Source organism: Bacillus sp. URHA0034 (assembly GCF_056280405.1).
The window spans coordinates 5,422,191-5,443,505 of sequence record NZ_JBWCDK010000002.1; the positions used below are offsets into that span (position 1 = coordinate 5,422,191).

The window sequence follows — 21,315 nt, forward strand, 5'->3', positions numbered from 1 at the left end:
TCAATTGAATCGATTAGCGGAAATTCCCCCTTGTACTATTAAATTAGTTATTTCATCAGTGTTTTTGGCACTGTACAACCCCATTTGTTTTTTTAAAAGAGATTCGTATTACCTGTTAATTTAGGAAACTAGGATGAAAGACTGATACAAAAATATCCGAAATTAGTACTTTAAACTGAAGGCTTCTTATTTTGAGATGATTGTATAATTAGTTAATAAGGAAATCCATGGACAAACCAAAGCAGATTTGTATTTTTTAAAGATTATTTTAAGTGGGGGACTTAAAAATTGATGATAGAGTACGAAGAAATGGTGCCGCAAATGGGATATTTTATTAGCCGGAGCTGTATGCCCAACTGGGCAATAGGTGAAACCATAATTGATTTTATCGATTTAACGTATATCGTCGAAGGAAAAGCAACGTATGTAATTGACGGACAGCCATATGAAATTGAAAAAGGTGACCTGCTTTGCATTCCAAAAAACAGCCGCCGTGCAGCCATTACTGATTCAAATCACCTGATGGTCAATTTTGCCGCTAACTTTCAGTTCTTTGACTTAAAGGGTAAGGATGTAAAATTGCCTTTTCCCGTTGTTTCAAAGGTTGGTGTTCATGATGAATTGATTTCACTTTATAAAGAACTGAGTGTAGAGTGGCTGAGAAAAGACCCCGGATACAAAATGAAGGTACAATCAATCTTTCTTTCCATCCTCCATCGTTATTTCAGCATGATTTATTACAAAAGTTTTTCTGAACCAATCGATTCCCGCATACAGAAAGCTTTAACCTATATCCATGATCACTACGTCAATACCATCACACTCGATGATTTAGCCAATCTAACAGGATTGAACCCGATCTACTTCGGAAATCTATTTAAAAAGTACATGGGTGTATCCGTCAAAAGATACATTAACCAGGTCCGAATTAACCAATCGGAAAATATGCTTTTGAGTGGAGAATTCCTAGTCAGCGAGGTCGCCCTAAAATGCGGCTTTGAAGACATGTTCTACTACAGCAAGGTTTTTAAACAGGTTAAGGGCTTTTCTCCATCCAAAATAACAACTCGCAGAAAATCTTACCAATAAAATTGATGAAATATACCTCATAACTCATTCATTTGGTGGGAGTTTTGGTATAGCTCTAAGGTTATCAATCGTTTAGGCCGAAACTACAAAATTAGTAGCTATAGAATGAGCCCAAGTTAAGGGCGTAGATGGAATGGGCTAAACAGTTTAATATTGAGACCTTTTTCTGATATAATAAACACTTAAAAAGTAGAGCCCTTTTTTACATATAGCCAAAAATACTTAAACTACTATTTTCAGAAGGTGAACATCTTGAATACTAGCATCATGGATAAAGAAACTTATGAAAGATTACAAAGCGCTTTGGAAGGTTTAAAAGAAATGACCCAGAAGAATCAGCAGAAACGGGAACTAAAAATGTGGAATGATATGTCCGTTCCATTAACCATAAACGATGCGCTTACTAGGTTTTCGAAAGATGACTTAAGTGCCATCAGAAGGCGTTTAGATATAAAAGGCGCTAGTCAGCTAAAAAAAGCGGAATTAATAGACTTATTAAATAGAAAGATTCCACTTTCGCTGGAACAGATCTGCATGTATCTGGACCAAGAGCGTTACAACTTAATCAAAAAAATAGTCCATCATGGCGGATATATGGAAGCGCCAAAATTAACGGCGAATCAACTAGACTACTTTCGCAATTTAGGGATCATCTTCACAGGAACCTTTGAAGGCAAAAAGATCATCGCGATGCCCGAAGAAATTGTTACTAATCAATTTTTTCAAGACAACCAAAAGCAATTAATCACCATATGCCGCCGAAATACCGAATGGATCAAGGTTACGCAAGGACTGCTTTACTATTATGGGACTTTGACCCTCAGTGAGTTACACAATTTACTAGAAAAATACATGAATGAACCTGTCAGACTTTCCGATTACTTAGCTGTGATCGATCATGCTATCTCCTACTACGACCAAATAAGAAGGGATCAGTATGGCTTTTCCAATCTTCGGGTGTTCGATCCAGAAAAAGTAAGAAGAGAACACAAAGCGAGAAGAGACTTGGCATTTTTCCCATTCACTAAACAGCAATTACTAAGGGCGGGTGAACCAGGGTATATTGAACGAAATGATAGCTATCTTCAATTTGTTCATTTTTTAACTCAAAACTATGAAATGAACAGACAAGAAGCGGATGGAATGGTAGAAGAATGCGTCTATGCGGCAAACCTTGAAGAGAGTCTAAATCAAATCTTTCAATATTTAGAAAGCAGAATAGAAATTGAAAATATAGAAATGGTGAAGGCTTGCATGGACAAGGTTGTTAATCTAGTAAATAACACGAAACAATGGTCTCTCAAAGGATATTCACCAAGAGAGCTATCGAGGGCAAATGAGCAGCAGCAATCACTGCAGCCATTGCCAAATCCTAAAGAGAGGATTGTGGATTTTACAATCAGACAGAAAATCGGCCGAAATGACCCTTGTCCATGTGGAAGTAACAAGAAATATAAAAAGTGTTGCGGGCGATAACTATATTGGTGAATCATTTAGTCTGCCTACAGTCGAGGCAGACTTTTACAATTGAACCTACATGCACAAAATAAAGATATAGGTAACTATTATCAACCAAATTTATTGGTGCATAATTTGAGAGGATTTTTCGATGAATACATCATTAGAAATGCTGATCCATTTATTTGAGCGGGCGGCCTTGCTGTTGATTTGTCTGTTCTTTATGATTAGGATTCCAAGGTTTAAGGAATCCCTGCAAAAAGATCGGCATTCGCTGACAGAGCGGCTTGTGATTACCATCTTGTTTTGCTTATTTGCCATTTTTGGTACCTATTCAGGGATCAATGTCGAAGGTTCACTGGTGAATACCAGGATTATCGCCGTTGTGTCTGGTGGTATTTTGTTTGGACCTTGGGTAGGGATCATTTCTGGCGTTGTTTCGGGTGTGCATCGCTATTTGATTGATATTGGCGGCGTCACATCGGTACCATGCCTTATTACGAGTATTTTGGCGGGAATTGTTTCGGGTTATATTAACCGTAAAGTTAAGAGGTCGTTACGCTGGGTGTATGGAATCGCCGCTGGGATGTTTTGTGAAGTATTGACCATGCTGTTGATTCTCGCGATGGCAGAACCATTTTCACTTGGTTTGGATATCGTTTCGAAAATTGCCTTTCCGATGATAGCAGGAGAAGTGAACATTGGTTTAATCGTATTACTGGTCATGAGTGTGGAGGGTGAGAAGGAAACGATTGCGGCTAGACACGCCAAGCTAGCATTAGATATCGCCAATAAAACATTGCCTTATTTTCGTTCCATCAATTCTGATTCCTTACGGCAAATCTGCAGTATTATCAAAAATGATATCAAAGCCGATGCTGTGGCCATCACCGATATTGATCATGTGCTCGCATATGTGGGCTTTGGAGAAGAGCATTATTCGATTGGTCAGGAAATCATCAGTGATTTGACGAAAGAATCGATTCGAACCGGAAAATTCATCATCCGGAATCAAATTGCCGATCACCATACGCCCCAAATTCATTCACTGCTGATTGTTCCGTTTGAGGAACACGGAGAGGTGACGGGAACCCTAAAAATCTACTATCGCAAAGCCTATAAGATGACATACTCGCTACAGACGATGGCGATTGGACTATCACAGATTATTTCTACCCTTATGGAAGTTTCTCGGATTGAACAGATGAAGGAAGCAGCCAACAAGGCAGAGCTGAAGGCACTCCAGACAAAGATAAATCCGCACTTTTTGTTTAATGCGCTCAATGCGATTGCCTCCACGACACGCAGGAATCCGGACAAGGCTCGTGAGTTAATCATCAATTTATCTGGCTATATGCGCTACAATTTAGAGGTAAGTGATGAATTAATTGATATTCATAAAGAATTGGAACAAATCCGCGATTATGTGGAAATTGAAAAGGCCCGTTTCGGCAGTCGTTTGACCGTAGAATATGATATTGATGAAGTGAATGTAAACATCCCAAGCCTTCTTATCCAGCCTTTAGTGGAGAATGCCATCATCCACGGCATCTTAAAGAAAAAGGGACCCGGAGTGGTGACCATTTCAGTCAAGGATTTGGGAAACAGAATAAGAGTGAGCGTCAAGGATACAGGTGCGGGAATTAGTGAGGAGGTCATCCACCATTTGCAGCATGATACGGTCCCAGCTAATAAAATCGGCCTGTATAACGTTCATCAGCGAGTCAAACTGATCTATGGAAAAGGACTGGTGATTAACCAACTGTCACCAGGAACAGAAGTTTTTTTTGATATGGTAAAGGAGTAGCTATGAAAGCAATTATTGTAGAGGATGAAATTCCAGCTCGTGAGGAGTTGGAGTATTTAATTGAAGCCTATAGTGAGATTGAGGTCACTCATTTCTTTGATGATGGCCTAGATGTTTTAAAATATTTGCAGGAGCGGGAAACAGATGTGATTTTTTTAGATATCAATATTCCATCACTTGATGGGATGTTGCTGGCTAGTACGATTAGCAAATTCACGAAAAGACCGTATATCGTCTTTACCACTGCCTATAAAGAACATGCTGCTCAAGCCTTTGAATTGGAAGCCTTTGATTACGTCCTCAAGCCATATGATGAAAAGCGGATGGCAACAATGTTAAGCAGGCTTGAAGCTGCTTATAAACGAAATCAGGCAGAAGCAGCCGTCCCAGAAAGTAGACCGAATGCTAAAGTACAGGAAGTGGAGGGCCATGCAAAATCAAACAGAATCAATTTAAAAAAGAACGATAAAATCATTGTGACGGATGTAAATGACATTTATTATGCGGAGGCAAGTGAAAAGGTGACATTGGTTTATACGCAAGATGAGGAGTATACGATGCAGATGAGTATAACCGAGTTTCAGGCCCTTCTGCCGGAGGACATGTTTTTTCGCTGTCACCGGTCTTATACGGTCAACTTAACAAAAGTCCACGAAATTGTCCCATGGTTTAACCAAACCTACCAATTGCGTTTAAAAGATCTTTCAATCGAAATTCCGGTAAGTAGAAGCAAGGTGAAAGCGTTTCGACAAATTATGAAGCTATAACCTCCATTCATTCCGAATAATAAGCATTTCATTCCGAAAACGGTTTCTCCCTTTTTTTCAGTGGTATTATGATCATGTAAACGATAACAAATAAAGATTACTAATGTTAACCATGATTATTTTTAGAGGAAGAAAAGAGGAGATTGTGATGAAAACTAACACAGATCGTCGTTGGTTGATTGTCGTAGGAACCATTATCGTGCAAATGGGATTAGGAACTATCTATACATGGAGTCTTTTCAACCAGCCCTTGGTAGACCACTTTGGCTGGAAGCTGAATTCAGTTGCTTTTACTTTTTCAATTACCAGCTTAGCACTGGCCTTATCGACGCTGTTTGCCGGGAAGCTGCAAGATAAATGGGGAATTCGCCGCTTAATTGCTTGTGCCGGAATTATCGTCGGTGCAGGATTGATCATTAGCTCCCAAGTATCATCATTGTGGATGCTTTATATTTTAGCAGGTGTCATTGTTGGAGCAGCTGATGGTACCGCCTATATCACATCACTATCGAATCTAATTAAATGGTTCCCGGAAAGAAAAGGACTTATTTCTGGTATTTCGGTTGGTGCTTACGGTACAGGTAGTTTGATATTCAAGTTTATTAACGGGTCATTCATTCAATCAGCAGGAGTTACCCACGCTTTCTTTTATTGGGGATTAATCGTCATGATTATGATCGTCGGTGGTTCATTTCTAGTTCGGGAAGCCAAAATAAGTAACGAATTGAAAATTCAAAATGGCAGCATTCAAAAGGATTTTACCGTTAAAGAAATGTTGAAAACGAAGGAAGCTTATCTCTTATTTGTCATTTTCTTTACATCATGCATGAGTGGATTATTCTTGATTGGAATTGTGAAGGATATTGGTGTAAAAATGGCGGGGCTTGATATTGCAACAGCAAGTAATGCGGTGGCATTAGTGGCCATTTTTAATACTTGCGGCCGAATCATTCTTGGAGCATTATCCGATAAAGTGGGACGTTTACGTGTCGTTTCAGGGGCATTACTTGTTACGGCAGCAGCGGTAACGGTATTAAGTTTTGTTCAACTAAACTATGGATTGTTCTTTGCTTGTGTGGCAGCAATTGCGTTTTGTTTTGGCGGTAATATTACGGTATTTCCAGCGATTGTAGCTGATTTCTTTGGTTTGACAAATCAAAGTAAAAACTATGGAATCATTTACCAAGGCTTTGGTATTGGTGCGATTTCAGGGTCATTTATTGCTTCCTCTTTAGGCGGATTTATTCCTACCTTTAAGTTGATTGCCGTTTTAGCCATTATATCTGTTATCATCGCCATGTTGATCAAGGCGCCAGGAAATGGGACACCTAAAGCGAAGGATAAAAGAAATACTGAAAAAATGCGCAGCCTTTCACCGGATACACGAGTAAGTTAATTGCGATTTTCAATATAAATAGTAGAAATATAACAAAAGAAGCTGACCCAAAAGGTGATTGATGAATAATTTTTGCACACTCTGTTGATTGGAGCGGAAGGCGCGAAGACTCCTGCGGGAGTACGGGGCAGGGGAGACCCCGCAGGAGCGAAGCGACGAGGAGGCTTCCCGTTCCGCCCGCGGAAAGCGAAGCGCCTGGAGCGGAAATCAACAGACTAAAAAAAGAAGGTGACCCTAAAAGTTATACTTTTGGGACACCTTCTTTTTTCTGTATTATTTATGCTAAGGACTACATGAATGGAGGCAAGGGAAACATTTTTTAAATGAATATAAAATGGATATTAGACAAATACTTTTCCCTGAATACTGTTTAGAAGGGTGGTGTAGTTATGAAAGTACAAAGGGCACAAGAAATATTAAATGCTTCTGCGGTAATAAATGTGAACTACAAAGATATACCTGTTTACATTGAAGATGTGGACAGAGGTCAAGAAATGGCGATCATCCATCCGATTGGAGAACCTGACAACAAACAAAGTATTCCAGTATCAGAATTAGTTGAACAATAATTTATAAACATTAAAAGACACCGCTATTTGGTGTCTTTTATATAATAATTGAGCTGCTTTAGGCGGTCATTTATTGATATAGTAATTTAAGCTTAGAGCTGCTCTACAATACTTATTGCACAAGATTAGGTTCTAGCTTTTGAGAAGAACCAAACACAAAATAAGCGCACTATAAAAAAGGAAATAAGGATAGTAATCCAACTGATATACCATTCCCAATGTATGTAATTAATGAGTTCTGTGTATTTTTCGATAAGGACTTCACCGATCGTCAACACCGTACTGAAAACGATATAATAACCTAATTGAATAAAGGTTCTTCGATCATTTGGATACCATACATTAAAGACTGCACAAGCGATAGGAAAGAAATAAAACTCATAATCAAAGCTAGTTCGATTGATCGAAGCAAATGAGCGAACAGGATATTCAATCAGGCCCAACTCTACGACCAATAGACCTATAAGAAAAGTAATAACTTGTTTGAACACAAATGCCACTACTGCAAGTCGAATTTTATTTTTAGGTATCAAAAAAAGAAAACCTGTTGCTACTGCGTAAGCCGATATCAAGATCCACCATTCAATCTTCATTAGTGCCTCCAACGTGTGACTTAATTGGAGTTTTTTCCTTATAGAACCAATTACAGCAGACTAAGCTTATATAGTGTAAAAAACGGTGTTAAAATCCCCAATATAAACGGTTAAAAATTCCCCAAAAATAACGGATAATTGTCTCGATACATCAAAAATCTTTTTGAGTGGAGAGGCAATATGTTAAAGGATGGGGAATTTTTTATGATTAGAGAGTTACACCAGAAAGGATGGACTCAAACTGCAATTGCAGAAGAAACCGGGTTTGATAGAAAAACTATTAGGAAGTACATAAATCAAAATCAGCTTCCTAAAAGATCGGGGAGTAAAAAAAGTAAGGTAAGTAAATTAGATGCATACAAAGATTATTTGTTAAAGCGATTGAAAGAAGGAACAACAAATTGTGTTGTTTTGTTAGAAGAGATTCAAGCAATGGGCTATGATGGTCAAATCACTATCCTAAGGGAGTTTATAAGCCCCTACCGGGCAAAACCAAATAAACAATCAAGTATTCGTTTTGAAACTCCTCCAGGTAAGCAAGCTCAAATGGATTGGGGCGAACTCGGAGAGCATGAGGTCGATGGTAAGAGGAAAAAACTTTATGTTTTTGTCATTGTTCTTGGGTATTCGAGAATGAAATACATGGAGATCACAACCTCTATGAATATGGAACAACTGATGAAGTGTCACATGAATGCTTTCTCGTATTTTAATGGTGTTCCTTCTCAGATTCTTTACGATAATATGAAAACTGTAGTGATAAAACATAGTCCAACAGAAATTCGGTTTAATCGCAAATTTGAGGAATTTTTAGCTTACTATGGTATTGTTCCAAAAGCTTGTAAACCAGCACGACCTCAATCTAAAGGTAAAGTGGAAAGTGCAGTCGGATATATGAAGAAGAACTTTATGCAGCGGAAATTGGAGCCTTCCTTGATAAAGATGAATGAGAGTCTACTAGAATGGCTGAATAAAATAGCTAATAAAAAACCAAATCAAACTACTAAAGAAGCCCCCTTTGATCGTTTTGAAGTGGAGCAAGAGAAATTACTAAATTGGAACCAACGACCTTTATTCCCTATGAATAAGTGGACAACTACAACAGTTGACCCACAGGGATTTATCTCTTACGATAACAAACTTTATTCTGTCCCCTTCCGATATAAAGGATCAGAAGTAAAAATTAAAGAGACCTTAGAGCATCATATTGAGGTTTACTACGAACTTGATTGCATTGCCACACATCCGATAATCAAAGGGATTACCCAATCAATTGCACAACTTAAACATTATAAAGAGAACGAAAAAGAAGAGACGAAAGTGACAACTAAAGGTTTGGCGACCGGTCACAATCCTCTCTCTGGTCCAAAAGTGGAACAGCGTTCCCTTCTGGTTTATGAAGAACAGTCAAAGGCTGGTGAATATGAATGAACACTGACCTTTTAACTGAACGTCTTAAAAGTGTAGGTTTTGATATAACCTCAAATTTAATAGAAGGCATTTTGGAAGATGCCTCTAAGAATAATGTATCATATTCTGACTTTCTTAACACGGTGTTATTACAAGAAATTGAAAATAAAGAAAGGAAAAATCTAGATAGAAGGCTAAAAAAATCAAAACTGCCATTCTATAAAAAAATTGAGGATTTTGATTTTGAGTTTCAATCAAGTATAAGCGAACGTAGAATTAAAGAAGCAATGACTTGCCGCTTCATACAAAATGGCGAGAATATATTACTCTTGGGCCCTCCAGGTGTTGGAAAGACTCATCTAGCAATCGGTTTAACAATAGAAGCACTAGAACAAGGAAATACAGCCTATTATACAAGATGCGATGATTTTATTCTGTCATGTAAAAAGGCAGAGCAGCGAGGAACTACTTGTCGCTTGGTAAATAAATTATCAAAGCCCGATGTTTTAATTATTGATGAAATGGGATACTTTCCATTTGATGACCTTAGTGCAAATTTATTGTTTCAGATCATTTCAAAAAGATATGAGCATGGATCGGTCATTATTACATCCAATAAATCCTACGTTGAATGGGGAAAGATATTTGGAGATGACGTTTTAGCAACTGCTGTCCTCGACCGTTTATTGCATCACTCTACAACGTTTAATATTAAAGGACAATCATATAGATTAAGAGAAAAACAACGGGCAGGCGTTCAACCTATTTAAGGTTGAACGCTGAAATTGGGGAATTTTTGACTGTTGTAAATGGGGAAAAATAAACCGGTGTTGACAATAGAAAAGAAGTCCAATGTAAATCCACATCCCAAACCAAGTCAAGGAATTATATTTTATTAAATCTGTATATCTTTCGAGAACGGTATCATATATCGTGAGGCTAGAAATCCATACGATAAAGTATGCAAATCTAAACCATAGACTTTTCTTTGCTATCCTATGTACATAGAAAATGGCAAACAATACAGGATAAAAGAAATAATTGATTGTAACCGTGAGGTCTGTTGCTTTAGGAAACAACCGAACAGGCGCACTTAACAAACCATATGTAAAAGAAGGCATATCACACAGCCAAATGAATGATTGAAAAATTAGGGCAGCTAATATTCCCTTGCGCCAATCTTTGTTTGGAATAAACAGAAAAAAGCCAATAAAACCGAACAGCCACATGGCTGCCAGAATCATATAATCCATTCGCATGTTTTTGAATTCCCCCTTCCATAAGATAAGTATTTTTTAATGGCAGTAATCTTATTTTCCACCAAAGCTGATTTTTTAATTGTATTCAGACGTTGGTTACTAAAAAACATGCTTCTTAAACTGCGCGACACTTTTATATAATTAGAAAGGTATTACTGGGGGCAAAATTTAAAAAGGCTTTTCTTATTAAAGTAAAGGGCAGGGTGTGCGGCCGAGAATAGGTCATATCATGAGCGGGTAGGATTCCCGTCGAGTAAGAACTTGCCATTCGCTGTGTAGCGTGTCGGATTAACGGGTAACTTTTAGTCTTTAAGCGAAGGCAGTTAGGGAGAAGAGCCGAAAGTCAATTGGTTGAAGCCCATGGATTCGTGTAATGTATAAGATGTAAATGAGCCGTACCAAGGTATGCTCTTCGTCTGCGTCCCATTTGCTGTGTTGTCATAGATTTAAAGTCCCTCGTTGTCTGGGGGGTTATACAAAAGATGGAAAACCAAGAGGCTTTTTTTGTTGCAATATTGTGAAGGTTTTAACTTAACTGTCTGGGGCTTTTTATAATCAAAAAACAAACTGCCGAAAAATCATTTTTTAATTGCCAAACACATTTTAGTTGATTCCTAAATTCAGATGAATTTAGGTTTTAAGCGAAATGAATATTGAATCATTTAGGAAGTTGGCACTTATCTACTGTAAAGTTTACTTTGGACAATTTGATTAACGACCTTAACCTTAAAAAAGGCACCTAAGGTTAAGGTGCCTTATTACCATGATTGGTACAAATCTGTCAGAAAATGATTGACATACAATTCGAAAAATTCATATAATATTGTTTATATAATGTGGTAACGTTACCACAATTATAAAACAGAGAGAGTGATTTCATTGCCAACCATTAGAGATGTGGCTCGACTTGCAGAGGTATCAATATCCACAGTCTCTAGGGTAATAAACCAAAGTGGCTATGTTGGATTAGAAACAAAAGCAAAAGTACTCAAAGCAATGAATGATCTGGGTTTTTCGCCAAACGGAATTGCAAGGGGGCTGGTAAGTGGAAAAACAAATACTATTGGACTGCTGATTCCGGATGTTTCAAATCCATTTTATGCAGATGTATCCAGAGGTGTAGAAGATGCAGCAATAAAAAACGGCTATACCCTGATCCTTTGCAATAGCGATTGGAAAACGGAGCGTGAACAAATTTACTTAAACATCCTGCGCCAAAAATGGGTAGATGGAATAATTGTTGCAGGGAGTAAAAGTGAAGAACATGCGCTCGAAGATTTAGTTGGTTCGGTACCTTTAGTGGTCATTGACAGACAAAATAATCCAATCGGTGGCTCTGTTTGGATGGATAACGAAACGGGTGCCATGATGGCAACGGAATATTTAATCAACACAGGATGTAGAAACATTGTCCATATTTCCGGCCCTGAGCAATCACCCTCTGCAAACGGCAGGAAAATAGGGTTCTTGCAGACGATTGAATCTTATCAGAAAAAAGGTGTATTAGTACAGGGTAAAATTGTTCAAGGTGATTATCGTTTTGAAGGTGGTTATCAAATCGGACTGCATTTGTTGAAATCCCGGGAGCGCCCGGATGGAATTTTCGCCACTAATGACCTGATGGCAATAGGTGTGGTGCAGGCGGTCCAATCTTTGGGTTTTAACGTGCCTGAAGATATTTCTGTCATAGGGTTCGATAATATTGCAATGGGACAATATATTGCCCCAAAGTTAACCACCATTGATCAACCTGGATATGAAATGGGAAAATCTGCATTTGAATTGTTAAAAAGCATAATAAAAACAGGGGATCTTTCCCATAAAGAAGTTCAGTTTCGCCCCAAATTGATTATTCGCAATTCCACGTATAATGTTATTTCAAAGTAATGAGAGAATCAATTGCACTATATACAACTGGTTTCAAAAATTCACGAAATGTTTCCTTCTAAAATACTATAACTTCTTAAAAACCTTATTTGTTCCATCAACTGTAGTCTAAAATCATAGATATATACACCCAGGAAAATGTGACTTCGAAAGAACTTTTTTATAAGTTTAATTGAAAACGCTTTCTGAGATAGATATTTGTAACAATAAGATAAAAATTGGCGGGTAAAATAGTTTTAAATTTTAATAGAAACGAGGAGGATAAATATGATTCCTACACTAAATCCGGTGACTACCGGTCAAAGCGTACCTGTTATGGATTTTTTGAACGCCGCATCAACAACAGGATTTCCTGCAATTGAGTACTCGATTACACCTTTTTATCAAATTGCTCAAGAGAAATCGGTTGATCACGTAAAGCAACTTTTACTATCAAAAAAACTGGAGATTGGTTCGTTTCACCTGCCTGTTGAATTTCGCCTGGATGAGGAGACGTTTAAAAGCGACTTGGCAAAACTAGGCGCAATCGCCGCATTTGCCCGTGAATTAGGCGTAACGAGATGCTGTACTTGGCTGTTTCCAGCAACAGATGAACCGGTAGCAGAGTATACGTGCCGTTTCGTCCGAAGATTGCGTGAGTGTGCCAAGATTTTGGGTGATCATGGAATTCGATTTGGTATTGAATGGGTAGGACCAAAAACGCTTAGAGCAACGAAAAAATATGAATTTATCCATACCATTCCAGGAGCTCTTGATCTCATTGGGGCGATTGGTGAATCCAATGTCGGTTTATTGTTTGATAGTTTCCATTGGTATACATCTGGGGCAACAACGAAGGATATCGAAGCCTTAACAGCAGACCAAATTATTTTAGTTCACATTAATGATGCCCCTGACAAACCGGCTGACGAACAAATTGATAACCAGCGACTGCTCCCTGGGGAAGGAATTATTGATTTATCGGGGATGCTGACATCCCTTAGAAAGATTGGTTATGACAGTTATCTATCCATTGAAACGTTTAGTGACGAACTGCCATTGCTTGGTGCAGAGCAAGCAGCATTAAAAACCAAACAGGCAGTTGACCATGTTTTATCCGGAATCTTCAGCAGGAATGGATAACATTCATTAAAAATTAAGGGGGATTTTATGAAAAAGGCAGCTGTTCTAGGAGAAAAACGAGCTGGATTGGTGGAAGCACCACTACCGGAAATACCAGCCGGCTCTGCGCTCGTTAAAGTTCATATTGCACCTATGTGTGCGGAATACAAAGGATTTTTAGATGGTAATATAAGTGATTGCTTGGGACATGAAGCAGTTGGCGAGATCGTGGAGATTCCGAATCCAGGGCCGCTTCAAGTCGGAGACCGCGTGGTGGCGATGCCATTGTTTGGATGCGGAACCTGCCAATACTGTTTATCCGGCGACTACATTCATTGTTATGAGAGCCTGAAAACCCCAGATGCAACCATGTCACAATACGTGGTAAAACCAACATTTATTCTAAAGAAGATTCCAGATGATGTATCGTATGAAAAGGCCTCCTTGGCGTGTTGTGGATTAGGACCTTCCTTTGGTGTGCATTTCAAAAAATGAATCTGAATGCATTTGATACTGTTTTGATCACAGGATTGGGACCTGTTGGACTTGGGGCTATCGTCAATGCCAGCTACCGTGGCGCTCGTGTGATTGCCGTCGAATCGAATAGTTACCGGGCTGCGCTTGCGTTGGACTTAGGGGCCGAGGCAGTGATTGATCCCCGCGACCCGGAAGCATTAAGCAAGATTGTTGAATTGTGCGGCGGAAACGGGCCTGATTGTGCAGTCGACTGCTCTGGTGTAGTAGCGGCGCACCGCCTTTGCATTGATGCCGTTAAACGCAAAGGCAAAGTAGCGTTCATAGGGGAATGTCATAGCGAAACTCCGCTTGGCATCAGCAGAGATATGATTCGCAAAGGTCTCGAGCTCTATGGATCTTGGCATTATAACTTGAATGATTTTCCTAAGGTCATGCAAATCATACAAAATTCTCCGGTAGTGGATAAATTAATCACACACGTATTTCCGATGAGTCAAATCCAGCAAGCTTTTGAAATTTCATCCTCACAGCAAGCAGCAAAGATATTGCTTAAGCCTTGGGAATAATTTGTAAAAAAATTTAAAAAATAACCCACAAAAAAAGAAGCTTAAAAGCTTCTTTTTCTGCGTATAATTATCAAAAAGCTGCTGATACTGATAGTCTCTTCTAATCGATTTAAACTTGTTCAAGGATTTCGAATCAAATAAATTCGCTTTCCCCTGCGGAGCCTATCAATTTGGCCGGTTGATTTGGCCTTTTTTATGCTCCGATAACAACGCCTATTTTTTCCCCTTCTATAACAAGTTGAAATTTTTTCGTTCTTACTTTGTCACTAAATAAAGATTTACCAGTTTTAATATCGAATTCCCATCCATGCCACGGGCAACGAACAATTTCTTGATCTCTACCATAAATATACTGATATACTTCTGATTCTAAATTCGTTCCACATACAGGTCCTTTACATAGCTTAGCTCCTTGGTGTGGACAATAGTTGTTTAATGCATGGAATTCACCTCTAACATTAAAAATACCGATTGAAAATCCTTTAACATCAACTATTTTATGGGTACCCTCAGGAATTTCATTTATTCCTGCTACATAATGCACAGCCATAGAATCCCACCTCATTTACATTTATCATAATTTATATAGATTTTTTGCATTTTGATAGAAAATTTTATTTTTTGCTTCTGCACTTAATCCTCTTAATATTTTTGATGGATCATCATTATCCCAATGTGGGTAGTCGCTAGAGAACATCAGAATGTTTTCAGCATCGATCATATCAAAGATTCTCAGCAAATCTTTTGGATTTTCAGGCTCTTCAATTGGCTGTGTGGAGAACAAGCAATTGCTGCGAATATATTCGCTCGGAAGTCGTTTAAGCCATGGTACCGAAGAACGTAATCCTTTATAGTTTTTATCTAACCTCCACATAAGGTGAGGTAACCAGGCAATGCCACCTTCAAGACATACAAACTTTAGATTTGGAAATTTTTCGAAGACCCCTTCACATACAAGACTAGTGATATGCGCCATATAGTTCTGCGACAAAATCGTGTGATATTCGATGTATCGTGTTGGATAGCCAGAGGCTGTCGGCGCAGATGATATACCCGCACCTTCCCCACCTGGATGAATGGCAATTGGTAGGCGGTGACGTTCAGCTGCTTCATAGATCGGATGGAAATGTCGCTGTCCAAGCAGGGTACGCTGTGCACTGCCAATCACGATGCCAACTATTTCAGGATGTTCTGCCATGCGGTCAATTTCTCTTACTGCAAGAAGAGGATCTTGAGTTGCGACAACGATAGAACCTCGAAAAGATGGATGCATCGGAAGCCATTCCGATATCAAATAATCGTTATAAGCCGAAGCGATTGCTGCAGCATAATCAGGGTCATGCATGGTAGACACATCCATCATGTTACCGGTCAATATTGCGTATTCAATATTAAATGGATCAATCAAATCCTTAACCAGAAATTCTGGATCAGATGCAGCTGGGCCCCCAGAGGGAGGTGTACAATCTTTACGAAGTACACCGACAGGAGACGGATAGCCTCTATCTGGAATACCGATACCATACCGCGCAACTTGGGACCTCCAAGGCTCCGGTAAAAAAGGCAACAAATCATTTGAGCTTTTTAGTTGGTTATGTACATCAACATCAATAACTTTTGAATAGGCTGACATGTTCATCATCACATTCCTTTCAATTATATATTTATAAAATAAAAGATCTTTCTCATTTTCTTATAGACTTGGACACAAAATCTTAATTCATTCTACTGAAATTTCAAATATTTGTGAATAATCTTTTTTTAATAAATATCTAAAAAATCCTGATCGATTTCATTTTAAGGGCCTTGTACATAAAAATCTTGTACTATATTGTGTGAAATTGTACTATTTTGATGTTAATACAAGAAAGGAAAATCAGAATCCATTTTGCATGGGGACCAGATCCTTGATTCAAACGTTGTTTTTACGTTTAAGTTAATATCATTAGATAGATTATATTTTTCGGTAGAATGATTTTTTTATATTTTAATATTGACAATATAAATTACATCAAATAAGATTTCGTTAAATGCTTACATTTGTTAAACGTTTAACTATGATTGGGAAATTAGTAGAGAGGGAGGTTTAAGGTAAGACATATGTATTAAATACCTTTTGTGAAACTAGATACATATATTCGCATAAAGGTGAACCCGACATTTCTTTAAATTTACGTTAGATTATCTTGGAAATCTTTTAAAAAGGGTGGAATTTGAGATGCCAAAACTTACACAACAGGAAGTAGATTTTTTTAACGAAAATGGATACTGTTTATATCATAAACCATTATTTTCGCAAGAGAAAATGGAGCGATTAGAGGGAATTTTTCAGGAACACTTGGAGGAAAAAGGCAGCAAATTGTCTGATGAACTTGACACGCCCCATTTTCGTGATGAGCGTTTATTAGAATATTTGTTGAGCAATGAAGCACTCGATTTGGTGGAGCCAATCCTTGGCCCGAATATTATCATGTGGACCAGTCACTTTATCTGCAAAGATCCCTATGTCGGCAGGATCACACCATGGCATGAAGATTCTGCATATTGGAATGGGCGCTTTGATAAATATGACAAAATAGTGACAATTTGGCTCGCTCTCGATCGAGTTACAAAAGAAAATGGATGTATGAAGGTCATTGCCGGAAGTCATACCAATGGATTTTCCGAATATGAGGATGTCGATATGACAGTGAATACGTTCCATGCACAAATTAAGAATATTGATGAATCAAAGGCCGTTGATTTTGAGATTGAAAAAGGGGAATGCTCTATCCATGACTCTCGAATCATTCACGGTGCAAACGCGAATCCAAGCCCGCATCGCCGTCTTGGATTTACCATGCGTTATATCTCGGCTGATACAAAAGTACTGCCGGTTGAAATGAATAAAGGTTGGAAGTTTTGGCTGGCGCGAGGAGAAAATGTAGCTGGGAACCCATGTGTAAACGTCCTTTCCAAGTCCTAACTTCCCATTAACCTGTTTGGGAACGACGAACATTTTACATTTGAGACCACTTTTTCTTTGATTGAAAGATCATTTGAATAGTGGTCTTTTGTGTTTATACATAAAATGCTATGATTATCAGAAAAGAAAAGTAGGGAATGTTCAGAATGATGGATCGATTTGAGACAATTGTTATTGGTGCGGGTTCTATGGGAATGGCTGTTGGATATTTTTTGGCGAAACAAGGCGTGAAAACATTACTTATTGATGCTTTTGATCCTCCGCATCCCTTTGGCAGCCATCATGGCGACACACGAATGATTAGGCACGCGTATGGAGAAGGTGCATCCTATGTTCCACTGGTTTTACGAGCCCAAAAGCTCTGGGGGGAATTGGAAAAGGAGTCGGGAAAACAGCTTTTCTATCAAACTGGTGTTTTGAATATCGGTAAAGCGGATTTACCATTCATCCAAGAGGTGGCATATTCCGCTGAGACCAATTCATTATCCCTTGAATATCTGAAACCTGACGAAATTATGAAAGAATGGCCCGGTATCTATGTTCCAGAAGATTATGTCGGTTGTTATGAATCCAGCTCCGGAGTCCTGCTTAGTGAAGCGGCCATTGCAGCCTATCGTCAGCAAGCTCTTGAGCTTGGAACTCAGTTACAAACCAATTCAAAGGTTTGCAACATTCAGATTCGGGATCACGAGGTACAAGTCTCAACAGATACCCATACATACTATGCGGATTCCCTGGTCCTTACTGCAGGAGCTTGGATGGGCAAACTACTTGCTGAGACTGGTTTATCCATTCCGGTAAGACCGATTCGTAAGACTATCGCGTGGTTTGCGTGTAACGAACAACTATATAAATCAAATAATTTTCCTGCGTTTAACTACCACTTTGGTCGTGAAATCTATTATGGATTCCCTAGTTTTAATCAATCAGGTATTAAGGTCGGAAGACACGACCAGGGCATTGAAATCGATCCAGATAACCTAAACCGAGAGTTTGGTTCAATCGTCGAAGATGAAGGGGACGTACGTAGATTCCTTAAACATTACATGCCTGAGGCTGAAGGGAAATTGCTAAAGGGTGCAGTATGTATGTATACTGTAACCCCGGATGAACATTTTATTATTGATCACCATCCCAATTACTCAAATGTAGTCATGGCAGGTGGTTTCTCAGGGCATGGCTTTAAATTTGCTAGTGCGGTTGGAGAACAACTTAGTCAAATGATTATCGCTGGCTCCAGTACATTAGATCTTTCTCTGTTTTCTCTGAGGCGTTTTGATAACAACTTGAAACATTAAATACCAGAGAAAATAAGCAGTTACCTCTCAGGTGAGAGGTAACTGCTTATTCATTGAGGTACTCGATATTTGAACGGTGCCTACTTAACTAGAGGAAGAATATGGTGCTGGGATGTTTTCACATTGACATTTTTCTACTAAAACAATAAGCTACAATTACTTAAATTACTTCAGTTTCCGAAAAATTTTTAAGGATGTGAATATCCGTATGTTAAGTATTAATGGAAAATTATATCGTTTATGTTTATGGATCTCGAACTTTGCGATTCTCAATCTCTTGTTTTTAATCAGTTGTATTCCGATTATTACAATATTTCCAGCTGCCGCAGCCCTTTTTGCTGTTGTTCGGCAACTTGTAAAAAACAACGAAACTAGTATTTTTAAAGGATACTGGATGTTTTTTGCTGAGAATTTTAAGCAGAGTTTTCTGATTGGGCTTGTTTCAACATGTATCAGTTTATTTCTTTTTGTAGATTTTCGGATCATTTACCAAATCGAATCTAGTTTAAAGTCAATTTTATTTGCATGTCTAGTTGTTATCACTATATATTTCATTCTTTTTTTATTAAGTGTTTTCCCTCTGATGGTAAACTCCTACTATACAATGAAAGAGGTGTTTTTGAATGCAGTTAAATTGATTATGTATAAACCACATTTAACCTTGTTAAACTTAATCACATTTTCAGCAATTGTTTATGCATCCTTCATGTCCACATACTTATTGGTCTTCTTTTCTTTCAGCTTTTCTGCATACCTGACTTATTGGTTTGCGGAACGGAAATTTTCTACGCTTGGTTTGTCTCATCCGGATCAAAAAGAGAGAGTTTAGATATCAATATTTAATAATTTATAAATTTAATATTTTTGAGAATTGTTAAAAATTTTTATTATTGACAAGCTATTTGATTGCGTTTACAATTATGTTAAACGCTTAAGTTAAACGCTTAACGTGTTCTTGAATCAAAGTATAACTTCTAGGAGGGATGTAAGGGACTAGGAATTCTCTGAATAATGTGTGCATATGATTTAAACCTTGGAAGACTATTAAGGATATTGTTGAGCTATTACTAGATTAATAGTGAGGATTATAGATTCACTATTTAGCTGAAACTGTCTTTAAAATTTTTAAAGGTTGGTGTAAACGGTTACATATAGTAATCAAAACAAGAAAGATGAAATTATTTTATTCATTCTATGGAGGAGTAATAATGAAGAAGAAACTGTTAGCTGTTGGAATGAGTGTTCTAATGGGAATGTCCTTGCTTGCTGGTTGTACTTCGGATAGCGCATCTTCCGGTTCAGAGAAAAAATCATCAAAAGAAGAACAAAAAGTAGTCTTCTGGACTCACTATACAGATGATCAGAAGTTTACCGAGCAGGCAGTGGCTGATTTTAACAAAAAGCATGACGGGAAAATTGAAGTTGAGTTTAAAATGGTAAGCAACGATAACTACAATAACATGTTGTTATTGGCGCTGAAAAACAACACTAACGCTCCGGATATTTTTGCAGACGGTGTTCAACTACCGCAGCTTGTAGGTCAGAATTATGTTGCACCTTTGGACGATTTGATGAGTAGCGATTTGAAAAATCGCGTGCAAAATTTTAAGGCGTTGGGTAGCAACTGGATGAATGGAAACTGGTATTCATTACCGATGAGAGGTTTCAATTTCCGTCTTGTTTATAATAAAGATATGTTTAAGGCCGCCGGTCTTGATCCGAACTCACCGCCAAAATCTTATGCTGAGTTAGTTGATTATGCTAAAAAGCTTACGAATGAAAAGAAAAAACAATATGGTTTCATGTTGCCTACTGGAGAAAGTTGGATTTGGTGGATTTATGGTAACCAACCATCTTATGCAAGCGGTAAAAGCCATTTAGATTGGAAAACTCTAAAGTATGATTACTCAGCTGCAAAACCAATCTTAGAAACGTACCTCAAGATGAAGAAAGACGGATCATTATATCCTGGCGGTACTTCCATGAAGAATGATCCTGCACGTGCACAGTTCTCTGCTGGAAATGTAGGTATGATGTACGCTGCATCTTGGGATGTTGGAGTATTTAATGATCAGTTCCCTGCTAAAATTGATTGGGGTGTAGCTCCGCTTCCAACAGAAACTGGGACACAACAAGGTAAGGCAGAGTTTAACTTTGGTTCTTACTTACTGATCAATAATAATTCAAAAGTAAAAAAAGCTGCGATGGAATTCTATGAATTCTTACTGAGCCCAGAAGAACTTACGAAGTATTATGAACAAGGATATGGAATCCCAGTATATCCAGGAATCACAGATAAGGCGAAATCACCGAGTAAAAACGGTGCTGCCGGATTTGCAGATATTAGCAACGATGCTTTATACCCAATGGAGCCGCCTACACAGGTAGAAGGTAAAGGCATAGGCGATGTTTATAATGACATCATGAACGGATCAGTATCTGTGGATAAAGGACTAGCTGATCTAACCAAACGTTACAATGCTGCGGTTGAGAAAGGTATTTCATCTAAAGCCTTTAATCCGGATGATTATATTGTCAAGAATTTCAGTGTTCAAGCTCCAAAAGGAGAGTAAATAGCTCTTCCATAGCAATTCGTTAGATTTGATCCTTAAAAAAAGAGGGACAGTACACAATCTTACTATAAGGCTGTTCCTCTTTTCTATTAATAAAAAG

At 38.2% G+C, this 21,315-nt stretch carries 20 protein-coding genes; 16 read left to right on the forward strand and 4 right to left on the reverse strand.

Features of this window, described 5'->3' with window-relative positions; all coding sequences use genetic code 11:
* Positions 1-291 precede the first annotated feature (291 nt).
* The 6 genes from ACZ9EE_RS28315 to ACZ9EE_RS28340 all read left to right on the forward strand — a co-directional run bounded on the left by ACZ9EE_RS28315 (position 292) and on the right by ACZ9EE_RS28340 (position 7,086).
* A complete protein-coding gene (locus ACZ9EE_RS28315; protein WP_476033132.1) occupies positions 292-1,089 on the forward strand; it encodes an AraC family transcriptional regulator in 798 nt (265 codons plus the stop codon).
* Positions 1,090-1,341: 252 nt separating this feature from the next.
* Positions 1,342-2,565, forward strand: coding sequence for a YecA family protein (locus ACZ9EE_RS28320; protein WP_476031896.1), 1,224 nt, complete (start codon positions 1,342-1,344; stop codon positions 2,563-2,565).
* A gap of 133 nt (positions 2,566-2,698) precedes the next feature.
* A complete protein-coding gene (locus ACZ9EE_RS28325) occupies positions 2,699-4,354 on the forward strand; it encodes a LytS/YhcK type 5TM receptor domain-containing protein (RefSeq protein WP_476031897.1) in 1,656 nt (551 codons plus the stop codon).
* Positions 4,355-4,356: 2 nt separating this feature from the next.
* Positions 4,357-5,121, forward strand: coding sequence for a LytR/AlgR family response regulator transcription factor (locus tag ACZ9EE_RS28330; RefSeq protein ID WP_476031898.1), 765 nt, complete (start codon positions 4,357-4,359; stop codon positions 5,119-5,121).
* Positions 5,122-5,269: 148 nt separating this feature from the next.
* On the forward strand, positions 5,270-6,517 hold the full coding sequence (locus ACZ9EE_RS28335) for an L-lactate MFS transporter (RefSeq protein WP_476031899.1): 1,248 nt from the start codon (positions 5,270-5,272) through the stop codon (positions 6,515-6,517).
* A 389-nt stretch (positions 6,518-6,906) separates the two neighbouring features.
* Positions 6,907-7,086 (forward strand): H-type small acid-soluble spore protein, encoded by a 180-nt coding sequence (locus tag ACZ9EE_RS28340; protein ID WP_476031900.1) that lies wholly within the window; start codon positions 6,907-6,909, stop codon positions 7,084-7,086.
* A 125-nt stretch (positions 7,087-7,211) separates the two neighbouring features.
* Here the strand turns inward: ACZ9EE_RS28340 and ACZ9EE_RS28345 are convergent, their stop codons facing one another.
* Positions 7,212-7,679 carry a CBO0543 family protein gene (locus ACZ9EE_RS28345; protein WP_476031901.1) on the reverse strand — a complete coding sequence of 156 codons (468 nt, stop codon included), beginning with the start codon at positions 7,677-7,679 and terminating at the stop codon, positions 7,212-7,214.
* A gap of 180 nt (positions 7,680-7,859) precedes the next feature.
* On the opposite strand from ACZ9EE_RS28345, the gene istA reads away from it, so the two are divergent.
* Together istA and istB are read left to right on the forward strand one after the other, a co-directional pair.
* Positions 7,860-9,110, forward strand: coding sequence for an IS21 family transposase (gene istA / locus ACZ9EE_RS28350; protein WP_476025930.1), 1,251 nt, complete (start codon positions 7,860-7,862; stop codon positions 9,108-9,110).
* Positions 9,107-9,859 (forward strand): IS21-like element helper ATPase IstB, encoded by a 753-nt coding sequence (gene istB, locus ACZ9EE_RS28355; protein ID WP_476031902.1) that lies wholly within the window; start codon positions 9,107-9,109, stop codon positions 9,857-9,859. Before istA ends, istB begins: the two co-directional genes overlap by 4 nt.
* On the opposite strand, the gene ACZ9EE_RS28360 is transcribed toward istB, so the two are convergent.
* The gene (locus ACZ9EE_RS28360; RefSeq protein WP_476031903.1) at positions 9,821-10,342 is read right to left on the reverse strand and encodes a CBO0543 family protein; all 522 of its coding nucleotides are present in this window, start codon (positions 10,340-10,342) and stop codon (positions 9,821-9,823) included. The two genes, istB and ACZ9EE_RS28360, sit on opposite strands and share 39 nt — an antisense overlap.
* An 885-nt stretch (positions 10,343-11,227) precedes the next feature.
* Here ACZ9EE_RS28360 and ACZ9EE_RS28365 point away from each other — a divergent pair.
* From ACZ9EE_RS28365 to ACZ9EE_RS28380, 4 genes are all read left to right on the forward strand, one after another.
* Positions 11,228-12,235: a LacI family DNA-binding transcriptional regulator gene (locus ACZ9EE_RS28365; RefSeq protein WP_476031904.1), complete on the forward strand. Its 1,008-nt coding sequence runs from the start codon at positions 11,228-11,230 to the stop codon at positions 12,233-12,235.
* 267 nt (positions 12,236-12,502) lie between these two features.
* Positions 12,503-13,357 carry a sugar phosphate isomerase/epimerase family protein gene (locus ACZ9EE_RS28370; protein ID WP_476031905.1) on the forward strand — a complete coding sequence of 285 codons (855 nt, stop codon included), beginning with the start codon at positions 12,503-12,505 and terminating at the stop codon, positions 13,355-13,357.
* A gap of 27 nt (positions 13,358-13,384) precedes the next feature.
* Entirely contained in the window at positions 13,385-13,831 is a 447-nt protein-coding gene (locus ACZ9EE_RS28375) for an alcohol dehydrogenase catalytic domain-containing protein (protein WP_476031906.1), read from the forward strand.
* Positions 13,828-14,379: a zinc-dependent alcohol dehydrogenase gene (locus ACZ9EE_RS28380; RefSeq protein ID WP_476031907.1), complete on the forward strand. Its 552-nt coding sequence runs from the start codon at positions 13,828-13,830 to the stop codon at positions 14,377-14,379. The genes ACZ9EE_RS28375 and ACZ9EE_RS28380 overlap by 4 nt, the downstream gene beginning before the upstream one ends.
* Before the next feature lie 193 nt (positions 14,380-14,572).
* Here ACZ9EE_RS28380 and ACZ9EE_RS28385 read toward each other — a convergent pair whose 3' ends face one another.
* Complete coding sequence (locus tag ACZ9EE_RS28385) at positions 14,573-14,929, reverse strand: Rieske (2Fe-2S) protein (protein WP_476031908.1); 357 nt, start codon at positions 14,927-14,929, stop codon at positions 14,573-14,575.
* A gap of 24 nt (positions 14,930-14,953) precedes the next feature.
* Complete coding sequence (locus tag ACZ9EE_RS28390; RefSeq protein ID WP_476033133.1) at positions 14,954-16,012, reverse strand: amidohydrolase family protein; 1,059 nt, start codon at positions 16,010-16,012, stop codon at positions 14,954-14,956.
* A gap of 585 nt (positions 16,013-16,597) precedes the next feature.
* Here ACZ9EE_RS28390 and ACZ9EE_RS28395 point away from each other — a divergent pair.
* The 4 genes from ACZ9EE_RS28395 to ACZ9EE_RS28410 all read left to right on the forward strand — a co-directional run bounded on the left by ACZ9EE_RS28395 (position 16,598) and on the right by ACZ9EE_RS28410 (position 21,215).
* The gene (locus ACZ9EE_RS28395) at positions 16,598-17,344 is read left to right on the forward strand and encodes a phytanoyl-CoA dioxygenase family protein (RefSeq protein ID WP_476031909.1); all 747 of its coding nucleotides are present in this window, start codon (positions 16,598-16,600) and stop codon (positions 17,342-17,344) included.
* Between the two features lie 146 nt (positions 17,345-17,490).
* Positions 17,491-18,642 (forward strand): N-methyl-L-tryptophan oxidase, encoded by a 1,152-nt coding sequence (gene solA / locus ACZ9EE_RS28400; protein ID WP_476031910.1) that lies wholly within the window; start codon positions 17,491-17,493, stop codon positions 18,640-18,642.
* A 208-nt stretch (positions 18,643-18,850) separates the two neighbouring features.
* Positions 18,851-19,471 carry a YesL family protein gene (locus ACZ9EE_RS28405; protein ID WP_476031911.1) on the forward strand — a complete coding sequence of 207 codons (621 nt, stop codon included), beginning with the start codon at positions 18,851-18,853 and terminating at the stop codon, positions 19,469-19,471.
* A 379-nt stretch (positions 19,472-19,850) separates the two neighbouring features.
* Positions 19,851-21,215 (forward strand): ABC transporter substrate-binding protein, encoded by a 1,365-nt coding sequence (locus ACZ9EE_RS28410; protein ID WP_476031912.1) that lies wholly within the window; start codon positions 19,851-19,853, stop codon positions 21,213-21,215.
* Positions 21,216-21,315 lie beyond the last annotated feature (100 nt).